This is a genomic window from Archangium sp. Cb G35, assembly GCF_001896145.1.
Classification (GTDB): Bacteria; Myxococcota; Myxococcia; order Myxococcales; family Myxococcaceae; genus Archangium; species Archangium violaceum.
In genome coordinates this window covers 249,331-262,768 of sequence record NZ_MPOI01000005.1, presented here as the reverse complement: position 1 = coordinate 262,768, position 13,438 = coordinate 249,331, and the positions used below count along the sequence as shown (strand labels likewise).

The window sequence follows — 13,438 nt, the reverse complement described above, 5'->3', positions numbered from 1 at the left end:
ACGGAATTAGCGGCTCTTCCTCGGTCCGATGCCCGTCTTGCCGTGAGGCGGGCCACCGCCGCCCTTGCCTCCGCGCCTGCCCTTGGGACCGGGGGTGCCGGGCTTCTTCTCGTCGGCCGGCTTGGGCGGGGCCTTGAGCAGCGTGCGGCTGGGCGGCTTGAGTCCCAGCTCCATGTCCTTGAGCAGGAGGATGCGGTCGCGGATCTCCGCGGCCTTCTCGAACTGCATCTCGTCGGCGTAGTGCTGCATGTCCTTGGTGAACTCGCCGATGAGGCGCTTGATCTCCTTGGGCTCCAGCACGTCGTTGGCCGAGTCGGCGGCCATGGGCAGCGCGGACGGGTCCGCGTCGTAGAGGTGCTCGGACAGGTCGAGGATGTTGCTCTTGACCGCCTTGGGGGTAATCCCGTGCTGGGCGTTGTAGGCCTGCTGCACCTCGCGGCGGCGGTTGGTCTCCTCGATGGCGAGCTTCATCGAGTCCGTGAGGGACTCGGCGTACATGATGACGCGGCCGTTGAGGTTGCGGGCGGCGCGGCCGATGGTCTGGATGAGGGACACGTGGCTGCGGAGGAAGCCCTCCTTGTCCGCGTCGAAGATGGCCACCAGGGACACCTCGGGGATGTCGAGGCCCTCGCGCAGCAGGTTGATGCCCACGAGCACGTCGAACTCGCCCTTGCGCAGGTCGCGGATGATGGCGGTGCGCTCGATGGCGCCGATATCCGAGTGCAGGTAACGCACCTTGACGCCCACCTCGGTGAGGTACTCGGTGAGGTCCTCCGCCATGCGCTTGGTGAGGGTGGTGACGAGGACGCGCTCCTGCTTCACCACGCGCTTGCGCACCTCCTCCAGCACGTCATCCACCTGGTTGCGCGCCGGACGGACCTCCACCTCGGGGTCGGTCAGGCCCGTGGGGCGGATGATCTGCTCCACCACCACGCCCTTGGACTTCTGCAGCTCGTACTCGGAGGGAGTGGCCGAGACGAAAACGGCCTGCTGCACCATGTCCTCGAACTCGTTGAACTTGAGCGGGCGGTTGTCCAGGGCGCTGGGCAGGCGGAAACCGTGCCCCACCAGCGTCTCCTTGCGCGAACGGTCCCCGCGGTACATGGCGCCGATCTGCGGCACCGTCTGGTGGCTCTCGTCGATGAGCACCAGCATGTTGCGCGGGAAGTAGTCCAGCAGGCACGGCGGGGCCTCGCCCATCTTCCGGCCCGAGAAGTGCCGCGAGTAGTTCTCGATGCCGTTGCAGTACCCCACCTGCTCGATCATCTCGAGGTCGTACATCGTGCGCTGCTCCAGCCGCTGGGCCTCGAGCAACTTGCCCTCGCGCTTGAACTCCTGGAGGCGTTCGGACAGCTCGTCGCGGATGGTCTGGAGCGCGCTCCGCCGGGTGTCCACCTCGGTGACGTAGTGGCTCGCGGGGAAGATGACGACCTTCTCCAGCGCGCCCAGCGTCTCGCCACGCAGCGGATCGAACTCGGTGATCTTCTCCACCTCGTCGCCGAAGAAGCTGACGCGCACGGCGCGCTCCTCCTCGTAGGCGGGGAACACTTCCACGGTGTCGCCACGGGCACGGAAGGTTCCACGGTGGAAGTCGAGGTCGTTGCGCTCGTACTGGCTCTCCACCAGCTTGCGGATGAAGCTGTCGCGGCCGAGCTCGGCGCCCACGTTCACGGTGACGGCCATGTCCACGTACGAGCGCGCGGTACCGAGGCCGTAGATGCAGGAGACGCTGGCCACGATGAGCACGTCGTCGCGCGTGCGCAGCGAGTGCGTGGCCGAGTGGCGCATGCGCTCGATCTCATCGTTCACGGAGGAGTCCTTCTCGATGAAGGTGTCCGTGGTGGGGATGTAGGCCTCGGGCTGGTAGTAGTCGAAGTACGAGACGAAGTACTCGACGGCGTTGTGCGGAAGGAGGGCCTTGAACTCCCCGTAGAGCTGGGCGGCGAGCAACTTGTTGTGCGCGATGAGCAGGGTGGGCCGCTTCACGTTGGCGATGACGTTCGCCATGGTGAACGTCTTGCCCGAACCCGTGACGCCCAGCAGCGTCTGGTAGCGGTCGCCGCGCAGCAGGGCCTCGGTGAGCTCACCGATGGCGCGCGGTTGGTCGCCCTGGGGCTTGTAGTCGCTGACGAGTTGGAACTCAGGCATGGCTCAGGGGTTTAACACCCTGAGTGCGGGGATGCCGGTTCCAAATCGCCGATCCGCCCACGGAAGGACGAAGCGGGAGCTACTTCGCCCCCTCGCTCCTCAGGGCCTCGAGCGCCTGGAGCCGGGGGGCCTCGAACTCGTCGCCCTTGTTCCAGCGGGGCAACTCGCGCGTCCGGGCCACGTGGGCCCCGAGCAGGAAGAAGAGCCGCACGTCCTCCACCGCACCGGAGAAGTCCCACTCGGGGCCCAGCTCGTCCGAGGGCTGGTGGTAGTGCAGGGCCTCCCACTTCTCACGGCGCTCCTTGCCCCACCCCGGCGGCCGGCCGATGAAGTCCATGCCGCTGCTGAAGTAGGCGGCGGGGATGCCCAGCCGGGCGAAGTTGTACTGGTCCGAGCGGTAGAAGAAGCCCCGGTCCGGCAATTGGTCCGCCTTGATGATGCGTCCCTGCGCCCGGGCCAGCGCCGTCAGGGGCCCGTCCAGCGAGGACTTGCCCAGGCCGATGACCGTCACGTCCCGCGTGCGCCCGTGGATGTTGAGCCCGTCGATGTTGACGTTGGCCGCCACGCGCCCCGGAGGGACCGGCAGGTGCTCGGCGAGATACTGCGAGCCCAGCAGCCCCTGCTCCTCGGCCGCCACCGACGCGAAGAGGATGGAGCGCGGCGGCGCCTTGGGCAGCACGGTGAAGGCCTCGGCCGCCTCGAGCATCGCCGCCACGCCGGACGCGTTGTCCACCGCGCCGTTGTAGATGGCGTCCTCGCCCGGCTTCGCGTCGTCCTTCACGCCCAGGTGATCATGGTGCGCCGTGTAGAGCACCACTTCCTTGGACAGCTTGGGGTCGCTCCCCGGCAGCAGGCCCAGCACGTTCGCCGTGGGACGGCGGCGCACCCGGTTGGCGAAGCGCGTGGACACCTTCACCCCCAGCGCCACCGGGCGGAAGTCCCGCCGCTGGGCCGCCGAGCGCAGCGAGTCCAGGTCCACGTCCGACAGCCGCAGCACCCGGCGCGTGGCCTCGTCCGTCGTCCAGGCCTTCATCTGCAGGCGCGGCGTGCCCTCCGGGGCCGGCAGCTCGAACTGCTCGCCCGACCAGGACGTCTGCACCACCTGCCACGCGTACCCCGCGCTCGGCGTGGTGTGCAGGAGGATGGCCCCCGCCGCCCCCACCTTCGCGGCCTGCTCGTACTTGTAGTCCCACCGGCCGTAGCGCAGCCGCGCCTTGCCCGCGAAGAGCTTCGGGTCATCCTCCGGATCGTTGTTCAGGATGAGGAGCGTCTTGCCCCTCAGGTCCATCCCCTTGAAGTCGTCCCACTGGTACTCGGGCGCCTGGATGCCGTAGCCCACGAACACCAGCTCCGAGTCCTGGAGCACCGCCTCCGCCTCCTGCACCCCCGAGCTCGCGATGAAGTCGTCGTGGAACCGGAGCTCCATGCGCTCCGTCGCGTTGCTGAAGGTGAGCGTCTCGGGGTGGCCCGTCATGCCGACCAGATCGAAGGGCTGCAGGTAGCTGCCGTTGGGACCCGCGGGCTTCAGGCCCAGGAGCTGGAACTGGGCCGCGATGTATTGCTGCGCCAGCGCGTCCCCCCGCGTGCCAGGGCCCCGGCCCTCGAGCAGATCCGAGGCCAGGAAGCCGATGTGGGCCCGGAGGTCCCCCGCCTCGATGCTCTGCGCGGCGGACTTCTCCGCCGGTGTCGTGAGCTGGGACTGGGCGGCGAGCGGCAGGGGGATCAGGGCGGCGAGGAGCACCAGCGTTCGCTTCATGGCTCGTGTGCCCCTACCATGACCTGACCGCTGGAGCAGGGGGGTTCTTCGTCTGGATGGTTGAACGGCCGACCCTCTGCCCTGCCCCATCGCCCCACCCGAGCCGGCACCCGAGGACCCCGATGATCAACCAGTACGATGTGCTCGCGAAGATAACGGAAGCCACCGCGGAGGCTCCGGTCCGGAAGTACTTCGAGGAGTTCACCTTCTTCAAGGCCCTGGGCGATATCGCCGGGCGCTCGGTGCTCGACGTGGCCTGCGGCACCGGGCTGTACAGCCGGCGCATCAAACAGCGGGGCGCGAACCGGGTCGTCGGCGTGGACTCCTCCGAGGGAATGATCGCCTACGCCCGCTACCAGGAGCAGCAGGCTCCGCTCGGTATCGAGTACTTCGTCCAGGACGCGGCCCAGGCCGGAGCGCTCGGCACCTTCGACGTGGTGATGGCCACGTACCTGCTGCACTACGCCTCCTCGGTCGAGCAGATGCGCGGCATGTGCGCCACGCTCCGTCGCGCCCTCGCCCCCGGCGGCCGCCTGGTGTCCATCTGCATGAACCCGGACGCCCGTGTGACGGAGCACGCTTACTACCGGCCCTATGGCTTCGAGCTCCGCTCTCGCGGCCAGGAAGGGGATGAGACGCAGCTCGTCAGCGCGGTGCCCGAGATGCCCTTCTCCGTTACCGCCTGGCACTGGTCCCGGTCCACCTACGAGGACTCGCTTCGGTCCGCTGGATTCCGGGACATCGTGTGGTGCGCGCCGGAGATCGCTCCCGAGGGACTGGCGGCTCTCGGAGAGGCGTACTGGCGGGATTATCTGCGCTTCCCCCACGCCGCCGTGTTCACCTGCTCGGCTTGAGAACGGGTTCAACCCGGGGGACAGGCACCCTCACCCCGTCCCTCTCCCGGAGGGCGAGGGGAGGTTGACGCGGTGAGGGGATGTTGACGCGGTGGAGGTTGGGGCCTCGCTCGCTACGCCTGCGGGGCCACCTTCCACACGGTGCCCGCCGCCGTGTCCAGGATCTCCACTCCCATCCCCTTCAGCTCCTCGCGCAGCCGGTCTCCCTCCGCGAAGTTCTTCGCCTTGCGGGCCTCGGTCCTCGCCTGGATGAGCGACTCCACCTTCGCCACGTCGATGCCCCGCTCCTTCACCGCCCGATCCCTCCGCCGCAACAGCCACTGCGCCGGCTCGTCCTCGAACAGGCCCAGCACCCCCGACACCTTCCGCACGTCCTCACGCAGCGCCTGCAGCGTCCTTCCCACCTGCGCCTTGTCCTTCACCGGCGGCTTGTCCGTCAGCTCGTTCATCTGCGCGAACAGCCCCGACAACGCCCCCAGCGCTCCCGCCGTGTTGAAGTCGTCATCCATCTGCGACTCGAACTCGGTGAGGTGCTTGTGCGGCTCCCCGTACAGCGGACCCTTGCCGAAGTCCTTCCCGCTCACGCGCTCGTCCACCTTGCGCAGCGTCTCGTAGAAGTACTCCATGCGCTGCTCCGCGTCCGCCAGCCCCTTGTCCGCGAAGTTCAGCGGGTGCCGGTAGTGAGTCCCCACGAAGAAGAAGCGCAACGCCTCCGGATCCACCTTCGTGAGCGCGTCCCTCAGCCTCACCACATTCCCCAGGGACTTGGACATCTTCGCCCCCTCGAGATCCAGGAAGCCGCAGTGCATCCAGTAGCGCGAGAACGTCTTCCCGCTCGCGCCCTCGCTCTGGGCAATCTCGTTCTCGTGGTGCGGGAAGATCAGATCCAACCCGCCCCCGTGGATGTCGAAGGTCTCCCCGAGGTACTTCGCGCTCATCGCCGAGCACTCGATGTGCCAGCCCGGCCGGCCCTTGCCCCAGGGGCTGTCCCACGCGGGCTCGCCCGGCTTCGCCGCCTTCCACAGCGCGAAGTCCAGCGGCTCGTGCTTCTGCTCGCCCGGCTGCACCCGCTCACCCGCGCACAGGTCGTCCAGGTTGCGCTTGGACAGCTTCGCGTACTCCGGGTAGTGCCTCACCGAGAAGTACACGTCTCCCTTCGACTCGTACGCCAGGCCCTTGTCCACCAGCTTGCCGATGATGCCGATGATCTCCGCCAGGTGATCGCTCACCTTCGGCGAGACGTCCGGCTCCAGCAGGTGCAGCGCCCGGGCGTCCTCCCGGAAGGCCTCCACGAAGCGCGCCGCCAGCGCCACCGGCTCCTCGCCCGTCTCGTGCGCCGCCTTGATGATCTTGTCGTCCACGTCCGTGTAGTTGCGCACGTACTTCACCTCGAAGCCGCGGTAGCGCAGGTAGCGCACCACCACGTCGAACGAGGTGAACGTCCTCGCGTTGCCAATGTGGACGTAGCTGTAGACCGTCGGGCCGCAGACGTAGACCCCCAGCTTGCCCGGCACCGCCGGCTCCAGGGTCTCCTTCTGCATCGTCATCGTGTTGAAGAGGCGAATCGATGCTGCGGCCACGTGCGATAACCTCCGCTGGTCCACCCAGGGTTGGAAAGCCGGACTCTAGGACTTCCCCACGTCCGGGACCACAAGTGCCTGACAGTGTGAGACAACTCTGACGCCCCGTGGGCACTCCAGGCCGCCGAAAAAGGACTATCCTTCCGCTCCCCTGCCCGCCCCCATCTCCGTCAGCCGTCGAATCTGGGAGAATGCACCCCCATGAGTCCTCCCAATCCCAAGCGCCCGCCCCGCTCGCCCCGCCCGCCGGGGGACTCGGCTTCGCGCCAGGAGCCGGAGGTCGAGCTCCCCTTCGACGATGACGAGGTGGCCCCCCTCCAGGCGGACGACCCCCGTCCCCAGCGCGTCCCCCAGTTCCCCGCCGGCCCCCGCCGCCGCCCCCGCCGCGGCCCCGGCGGCTCCTCCCGCGAGGGCCGCGACCGCGAGCTGCCCACCCGCTTCGACTCCGGCGAGTACGAGGACCCCGGCCACACCCCCGCCTTCCTCTACGTCGAGCGCGGCCCCGGCGTCGGCCAGCTGCTCCCCATCAAGCAGGGCGTGCTCGTGCTCGGCCGTGCCTCCACCTCGGACCTGCGCCTGCAGCACCCCTCCATCAGCCGCCGCCATGCCCAGCTCACCCGCCGCGGGGACCGCCTCACCCTGAAGGACCTCGGCAGCCAGAACGGCACCTACGTCAACCGCTCCCGCCTCTCCAGCGAGGTGGAGCTCCGCTCCGGGGATGAGCTCGCCCTCGGCAATGCCATCCTCCAGCTGCGCGGACCCGGTCCCGCCCCGGCCCGCCCCCGGACCTCCTCCACCCGCACGGGCTCGTCACTCCGGGTGGGGCTGGGCTCCCGCCGCATCCTCCTGCTCGCCGTCGCCACCGGCGCCCTCGTGGCCGTGTTCCTCACGCTCGCCACCAAGCGCTTCGTGCGGTTGGGAGCGGTGGCGGCTGAGCCGGTGGCCGAGGCTCCGGCGGAGGTCGTTCCCGAGGCGGAGGCCGAGACGGTCGAGGTGGCTCCCCCTGTCGAGGCGGTACCTCCCGAGACCGAGGCGGTGGAGCCGGTGACCTCGGCTCCGACGCCGGCCACGAAGGTGCGGAGTGGCTCCGGAGCACGGCCCCTCAGCGCCGAGTCCATCGCTGGCTCTGGAGGGAGAAGAGAGCCCGGTGGGCGCGTGAAGGCCACGAGTGGGAAGGCTTCCGTGAAGCCCCCTCCCGCCGAGCCCCAGGCCGGGCTCGTCTCCAACGAGGAGGCCGAAGCCGAGGCCCTCGCCCAGTACGAAGCGGGCCATGTCGACTCCGCCCTCTCCCTCGCCCGGCGTGCCCGGCTGGAACCCTTGGCGACTACGCTCGCTCGCTTCCAGGAGGAGTGGCGCGCCGGCAATGCCGCCCTCGCCAACGGCGACCCGTCCTCCGCCGTCCAGCACCTCTCCGCCGCCCTCGAGCTGGATCAGAAGATTTCCCAGGGATGGGGATCTCTCGCGCCGAGGATCCGCAAGGCCCTCACTCAGGCGCAGACTCAGGCGGGGGCTGGGAAGTAGACCCTCACCCCAACCCTCTCCCAGAGGGAGAGGGAGTATGGCAACCCGGGGCCCGGATACCCTCACCCCGTCCCTCTCCCGGGGGGAGAGGGGATATTGGGTTACCCGGGTTTTCTTTTGAGCCCTTTTCCCTTGAGCCCCCGGTAGAGCAGCGCGGCGTTTCCCAGCATGAACGTCACCAGGACGAGCGCCGCCAACACCAACCCCTTGTCCCCTCCCGGCCTCTCCCCTTCCACCACCAGCCACAGCCTTCCGTCCCTCGGCTGCACCTCCCCCATCTCCCTCAGCAGCTTGAAGCCCTCCCCGTAGCGCTTCGCGTCCTCCTCCGCCAACAGACGGCCTCGCACTCCGAAGGGCCTCGGATCCGGCCTCGGCGGCACCCTCCCCGGGGACCACTCCTCCCCAGGCAGCGCCCTCCGGCGCACCAGGAACGGCGACTCCCTCAGCCCCACCACCACGTAGACGTCCTCGCCCTCCCGCCCGTACGCCCCTCGCAGCGCCGGCACCCCGTGCAACTGCACGTAGCGGTTCGACTCCAGCGCCTCGTACCGGTACTCGCCCTCCGCTCCCAATGTCAGCGGCGTGCTCGAGGAGAAGAAGTACGCCAGGTCCTTCCACAACAGCCCCAGCAACACCCCGCCCACCACCAGCGCCAATACCGCCACCGGCGCCTTCACCCCCACCCCGCGCCGCTGGAGCCGCTCCTCCAACTCCGCGATGCGCCGGTCCCGCTCCTCCTGAAGCTCCGACTCAGTGGACATGCGAAAAGGACATGAAAAAACCCCGGTCCCCACCATCGGGGAACCGGGGCTTTCTACCTCCGCCAGGGGCGGATCAGGCCAGGTTGAAGATCTTCTTCAGGTCCGACTCGATCTCTTCCTCGGAGCAGTCCTTCGCCAGCGACAGCTCCTTGATGAGCAGCGAGCGCGCCGTATCCAGCATCTTGCGCTCACCGAACGACAGATCCTTGTCTCCCTTCAGCAAGTAGAGGTCGCGCAAAACCTCGGCGATCTCGAACACGGAGCCAGTCTTGATCTTCTCCATGTACTCCCGGTACCGACGGTTCCACGTCGTGGAATCCACCGAGATGTCCTTCTCCTTCAGGATGGAGTAGACCTGCTTGACGTCCTCCTCGCTGATGATCTCCCGGAGGCCGACCGAACCGACCTTGTTGATGGGGATCATGATCCGCATCCCATTCTCCAGGATGCGCAGCACGTAGAAGGACTGCCGCTGCCCGGCGACCTCGGTGTGCTCAATCCCCATCACCTCGCCCACACCCTGCCCAGGGTACACAGCCTTGTCGCCGGTCTTGAAGCTCGTCTGCACTCTTACCGCCTCCTCTAGGATGGCTTGGCTCGACTCACCCGGCCTCGGAAAGCTGCTCACGAATACCACGATTCACCCCTTACAGCAACATTGCAGTCTTGACCCGCCCGGAATTTCCTGACTAGCCTGCGCGCCTTTACGTGTGTGCGGCCGCCCGGTAGGGCGATGCACCACGACGGGACGGATCGGGTCGTTGGGCGGTGGGGGTGGGGCGTGGGCCGTTATTCGTGGCGCGATCTGACCGGGCGTCCTCTGTTCTTCCCCGCTGTGAGCTTGATGCTCGGCGCGGGTTTGGGACTGAGAACGGATTCCATTAATGGATTATTTCAGCTTATGGCCGCCTCTTTCGTGGGCGCGGCCTCCCTGGCGCTCGCTCGCCTGCCTGGTGCCCATCTGGGCGTGCTCCTGTGTCTGGGGCTGACGGGCGCGGGCCTGGCGAGTCTGGAAGCCGGGGTGGATGTGCCGCCTCCCCTCCTGGCGGGAGGCAACGCGGTGCTGGAGGGCGAGGTGGAGCGCGTGGACCGCTTCGAGGACTCCACCCGCGTCCTCCTGGCCGTGGCCCGCATGGGACAGGGCACCGGAAACCCCGTCCGCTTCCACGCGAGCCTGTATGCCCATGGGGCTCCCCCCTCGCTGCTGCCCGGCCAACGCATCCGCGTGGAGGCCCGGCTCAAGCCGCTCGAGTCCGCGTCGAATCCCGGAGAAAAGGATTTCTCCGCAACCCGGCGGCGACAGGGACTCGCCTTCACCGGCAGCTTCCAGAGCGCGAGCATGCTGGTGCTCTCCCCTCCTCCGCGCTGGCGCCAGCACCTGGTGCGCACGCAGGAGGGCCTCACAACGGCCGTCCACGCCGTGGCCCCCTCCACCGAGGCCGCCGCCCTCTTCCTCACCCTGGCCGCCGGACAGCGCGCCGCGCTCGATGACGGGCTGGAAGAGGATTTCTCCCGCAGTGGACTGGCACACGTACTCAGCGTGAGTGGCCTGCATGTGGCGGCGCTCGCGCTCATGACGCTGGCGCTGCTGCGAAAGTTGCTCGTCCAGGCCGGGGCGCGCGTGCAGGGCCTGCGGCGCGTGGATGCCCGGCGCCTGGCCGCCCCCGCATCCATCCCCTTCGTCTGGGCCTACGTCGTCTTCACCGGCAACCAGCCTCCCGCGGTGCGCTCGGCCGTCATGGCCACGGTGGTGCTGCTGGGACTCGCGCTCTGGCGTCGGGCCGATGGGCTCAACAGCCTCGCCGCCGCCGCCGCGCTGCTCGTCGCGTGGACTCCCTCCAGCGTCGCGGACCTGTCGCTGCAACTGTCCTTCCTCGCCGTCTTCAGCCTGCTGATGCTCACCCCCGCCCTGCGCGAGGCCCTTCCCGTTTCCGCGCCCAATCCACAGGAACAACATCGGCTCAAGCGCCTGCTCGCGAGCACCCGGGAGACGGTGCTGGAGACGTTCTGCGCGAGCGCCGCCGTGACGGTGGCCAGCCTGCCCCTGGTGGCGGGAACCTTCGGACGCGCGAGCCTCGCGGGGCTCGTCTCCAACATCGTCTGCATGCCCCTGTGCGGCCTGCTCACCGGCTTCGCCGCGGGCGGCGCGGCCCTCTACGTCGTGGCGCCCGTGCTGGCCACCCCGCTGCTGTGGGGCGGTGCGTGGGCCTCGCAGGTGCTGCTGTGGCTCACCCGCTTCTTCGCGCACGTGCCGCTGGCCACCATGGACCTGCCCGCCTTCGGCACCGCGGCCTCCCTGCTCTACGCCGCGGGGCTGGCGTGCTGGGCCCTCGGTGAGCGGCGCGCGCGTCTGGGGGGCCTGCTCGTCCCCATGGGGCTCGCGCTCGTCTTCGTCCTGCCGCGCCTCGTCCCCGAGCCCGGTCTGCGCATCACCTTCCTCGCCGTGGGCCAGGGCGACGGCATCGTGCTCAGCTCCCGGGGACACCATGCGCTCATCGATGGGGGCGGCGTGCCCGGTGGCGCGGACCCGGGACTCCGCGTCGTCGTCCCCTTCCTGCGCGCCTCCCGCATCGAGCGGCTCGACCTGGCCGTCCTCTCCCACCCCCACCCGGACCATGCGCTCGGGCTCATCTCCGCCCTGGGGCAGGTCCCCACCGAACGCCTCTGGCTCTCCGCGGACAGCACGGACGGGCACCTGTCGAAACAACTCATCGCCGCGGCCACCGGCGCGCACGTGGAGGAAGTGCAGCTCGGCCATCCGTCCTTCCGGCTGGGCGAGGCCACCCTGGAGGTGCTCGGCCCGCCCGAGGACCGCGAGTTGATGGAGGGCGTGAACGACAAGAGCGTGGTGCTGCTCGTGCGCCATGGCGACGTCACCGTGTTGCTGCCCGGCGACGTGGAGGAAGAGGGCGAGGCCGCGCTGCTCGCCAGTGGGAAGCTGGGGCCGGTGACGGTGCTGAAGGCGGCGCACCACGGCTCGCGCACCTCCTCCACCGAGGAGTTCCTCACACGGCTCCGTCCCCGCTTCGCCGTCTTCTGCGTGGGCCGCCGCAACCGCTTCGGCTTCCCCCATCCCGAGGTGGAAGCCCGCTACCGCTCGCTGGGCACCGAGTGCCTGCGGACGGACGTGCACGGGGCCATCACCCTGGAGAGCGATGGGCACGATGTCCGGCTGAGCACCTTCCTGCCCGCCGAGCCCCCTGTTCCCCAGTCCAGGGTTGCCCACACGGCCGCGCATCCCCAGCCTTGAGGTGATGATCTCCGACGACCTGGATCTGCGTCAGCTCACCGCCGACCTGAAGCACATGCTGGCCCCGGGCGAGCCCGTGGGCTACCTGCGAGGCAAGTCGCTCATGCGCAACCTGCTCGTGGAGACGAAGGGCTTCTCGGAATTGGAGGCCGAGGAGCTCATCGACACCCTCGAGCTGCGCGGCTTCCTGCGCTTCCTGGGAGACCCCACCGAGCGTTCCATCGCGGACGCCCATTGGGAGATCTCCCCCCACTCGTAACGTCTACTCGAAGACGAGCCAACCGAAGCGCGGCAGCGCGTGGAAGTCCCCCACGAAGAGTGGCGAGAAGGACTGGCCTTCCACCTGCTGCCGCTTCACGTGCTCCAACCGGTAGAGGTTGAAGCGCCAGCGGTCCCCCTTCTTCGGCGGACGGTTCGGCACCTCGGCGAGCCGCTCGAAGGGAATCCGCATCTCCACGCGCCAGCCCTCGTCGCGGTCCTCGGGATTGTCCAGCGTGCCGCGCACCTTCACCGCCGTCTTCATCCCCGAGTCCCAGCTCAGGTCCATGCCCTGCCGGCGCGCGGGGAAGTACGCATCGAAGTTCACGTTGTGCGGAGACACCTGCATCTCGTTGTAGGTGCGCCCGTCCGCGTTCGCGTCGAGGAAGATCTCCACCACCTCCTGCTCGTAGATGGGCGCGTCCCGCTCGCGCAGCGTGCCCCAGACGTCCGGGTCCTCCACGTCGAAGGCCACGTAGAGGTTCTGATCGTCGTAGGCCAGGCGCGCCTCGGTGCGCAGCGAGGGCTGGCGGCCATCGAAGCTGCCGCGCAACACCACCGGGGCCGCGTCCTTCCACACCGCGTCATCGAGCTCCCCGTCGATGACAGGGGCCTTCGCCGCGCGGCGGACGGTGTACTCGGGCAGGGACGGGGGAGCACCGCCGAGCTGCGGGCCCAGCATCCGGTTGTCGCCGCCGTGAGCCTTCGGGTCGTCCACCGCGAGGCGCTCGTCTCCCCGCCAGAACCCGAGCAGCACCCGGGCGGGAGCTGGAGGCATCGGCACCGTGTGGACGTCCTCCACCACCTTGCCCACGGGCCACGAGCCCAGGGGCGCCGCGCCTCCCGCGAAGTCATGGTCCGCATTGACCACCATCTGCCCGCTGGCGGCGTCCACCACGTGCACGAAGAACTGCCAGCCCCGAGGCACCTCGCTCACGGCCTGGAAGTAGTGCTCGAGCTTCACCGGCTGCCCGGGCGCCGCCACCGGCGGAGAAACACGCGTCCCGAGGTAGCGCACCGCGCCCCCACCGAACGTGACCCCGCCGCGGTACGTGAGGTCCGCCGGCGCGGCGTCCAGCACACGGGCCTGGGCGGGCGGAGGCAGGGCCTTGGCACGGGGTTTCGGGCCGGCCTGCTCGTCGCGACAGGCGGTGGCGAGCAGCGTGAGCGTCAGCAGCGTCAGGAGGCGGGAGGCGGAACGCATCGGGGCCGCGAATCCTAGGGCCCCCTCCCCCGGATGTCTCGGAGAAGGGACCCGGGCCCCGTCCGCTCCCGTGGACGACGGGCCGGAGACGAGACGGCCTGGACGC

10 protein-coding genes are annotated in these 13,438 nt (G+C 69.1%); 4 read left to right on the top strand and 6 right to left on the bottom strand.

The genetic code is table 11. From position 1 onward, the window contains the following. Positions 1-6: 6 nt before the first annotated feature. A complete protein-coding gene (gene uvrB / locus BO221_RS17385) occupies positions 7-2,148 on the bottom strand; it encodes an excinuclease ABC subunit UvrB (RefSeq protein WP_073561579.1) in 2,142 nt (713 codons plus the stop codon). 79 nt (positions 2,149-2,227) lie between these two features. Further along, entirely contained in the window at positions 2,228-3,904 is a 1,677-nt protein-coding gene (locus tag BO221_RS17380; RefSeq protein WP_073561578.1) for a M20/M25/M40 family metallo-hydrolase, read from the bottom strand. 122 nt (positions 3,905-4,026) lie between these two features. On the opposite strand from BO221_RS17380, the gene BO221_RS17375 reads away from it, so the two are divergent. Continuing rightward, on the top strand, positions 4,027-4,758 hold the full coding sequence (locus BO221_RS17375) for a class I SAM-dependent methyltransferase (protein ID WP_073561577.1): 732 nt from the start codon (positions 4,027-4,029) through the stop codon (positions 4,756-4,758). Positions 4,759-4,871: 113 nt separating this feature from the next. Here the strand turns inward: BO221_RS17375 and cysS are convergent, their stop codons facing one another. Then, positions 4,872-6,338 (bottom strand): cysteine--tRNA ligase, encoded by a 1,467-nt coding sequence (gene cysS / locus BO221_RS17370; RefSeq protein WP_083681118.1) that lies wholly within the window; start codon positions 6,336-6,338, stop codon positions 4,872-4,874. 201 nt (positions 6,339-6,539) lie between these two features. Here cysS and BO221_RS55475 point away from each other — a divergent pair, with 201 nt between their 5' ends. After that, a complete protein-coding gene (locus BO221_RS55475) occupies positions 6,540-7,859 on the top strand; it encodes an FHA domain-containing protein (RefSeq protein WP_073561575.1) in 1,320 nt (439 codons plus the stop codon). 101 nt (positions 7,860-7,960) lie between these two features. Here the strand turns inward: BO221_RS55475 and BO221_RS17360 are convergent, their stop codons facing one another. Beyond that, positions 7,961-8,620 (bottom strand): hypothetical protein, encoded by a 660-nt coding sequence (locus BO221_RS17360; protein WP_073561574.1) that lies wholly within the window; start codon positions 8,618-8,620, stop codon positions 7,961-7,963. A gap of 73 nt (positions 8,621-8,693) precedes the next feature. Further along, entirely contained in the window at positions 8,694-9,188 is a 495-nt protein-coding gene (locus BO221_RS17355; RefSeq protein WP_013939202.1) for a CarD family transcriptional regulator, read from the bottom strand. A gap of 333 nt (positions 9,189-9,521) precedes the next feature. Here BO221_RS17355 and BO221_RS17350 point away from each other — a divergent pair, with 333 nt between their 5' ends. Together BO221_RS17350 and BO221_RS17345 are read left to right on the top strand one after the other, a co-directional pair. After that, positions 9,522-11,870 (top strand): DNA internalization-related competence protein ComEC/Rec2, encoded by a 2,349-nt coding sequence (locus BO221_RS17350; protein ID WP_233166078.1) that lies wholly within the window; start codon positions 9,522-9,524, stop codon positions 11,868-11,870. A gap of 4 nt (positions 11,871-11,874) precedes the next feature. After that, positions 11,875-12,129, top strand: a complete 255-nt coding sequence (locus BO221_RS17345) for a hypothetical protein (RefSeq protein WP_043403048.1) — start codon at positions 11,875-11,877, stop codon at positions 12,127-12,129. A gap of 3 nt (positions 12,130-12,132) precedes the next feature. On the opposite strand, the gene BO221_RS17340 is transcribed toward BO221_RS17345, so the two are convergent. Beyond that, positions 12,133-13,332: a carbohydrate-binding family 9-like protein gene (locus tag BO221_RS17340; RefSeq protein ID WP_073561572.1), complete on the bottom strand. Its 1,200-nt coding sequence runs from the start codon at positions 13,330-13,332 to the stop codon at positions 12,133-12,135. Between the last annotated feature and the right edge of the window lie 106 nt (positions 13,333-13,438).